General features: G+C 47.3%; 1 protein-coding gene. It reads left to right on the top strand.

Features of this window, described 5'->3' with window-relative positions; all coding sequences use genetic code 11:
- The coding region (locus tag BIW15_RS23955; RefSeq protein WP_077281757.1) for a flagellin at nt 1-951 on the top strand (951 nt) is incomplete at its 5' end.
- Nucleotide 952 lies beyond the last annotated feature (1 nt).

The raw sequence follows: 952 nt of genomic DNA, 5'->3' as shown, positions 1-952 counted from the left end.
GTGGCTGTTCGCAACGCGAACGACGGTATCTCTATTGCACAAACTGCTGAAGGTGCAATGAACGAGACCACCAACATCCTACAACGTATGCGTGACCTGTCTCTACAATCAGCAAACGGCTCAAACTCGAAAGCAGAGCGCGTTGCGATTCAAGAAGAAGTGACAGCACTAAACGACGAACTAAACCGTATCGCAGAAACCACATCTTTTGGTGGTAACAAGCTACTAAACGGCACACATGGTGCGAAATCGTTCCAAATCGGTGCTGATAACGGTGAAGCAGTAATGCTTGAGCTTAAAGACATGCGCTCAGACAACAAAATGATGGGTGGTGTGAGCTACCAAGCTGAAAGCGGTAAAGGCAAAGACTGGAACGTTGCACAAGGCAAAAACGACCTAAAAATCAGCCTAACTGACAGCTTTGGTCAAGAGCAAGAAATCAACATCAACGCGAAAGCGGGCGATGACATCGAAGAGCTAGCAACGTACATCAACGGTCAAACAGACCTAGTGAAAGCGTCAGTAGACCAAGATGGCAAACTGCAAATCTTTGCTGGTAACAACAAAGTAGAAGGCGAAGTGTCATTCTCTGGCGGTCTGTCTGGTGAACTAGGCTTAGGCGACGATAAGAAAAACGTTACGGTTGATACTATCGATGTAACTTCAGTTGGCGGCGCACAAGAATCAGTAGCAATCATTGATGCGGCACTGAAATACGTAGACAGCCACCGTGCAGAGCTGGGTGCATTCCAGAACCGTTTCAACCATGCAATCAGCAACTTGGACAACATTAACGAGAACGTGAACGCGTCGAAGAGCCGTATCAAAGATACCGACTTCGCGAAAGAAACGACGGCAATGACCAAGTCACAAATTCTATCGCAAGCGTCAAGCTCAATCCTTGCGCAAGCGAAACAAGCGCCAAACTCAGCGCTAAGTCTTCTAGGTTAAT

It is taken from the genome of Vibrio sp. SALL6 (assembly GCF_002002385.1).
GTDB classification, from domain to species: domain Bacteria; phylum Pseudomonadota; class Gammaproteobacteria; order Enterobacterales; family Vibrionaceae; genus Vibrio; species Vibrio parahaemolyticus.
This window is presented reverse-complemented; position numbering and strand designations above follow the sequence as displayed.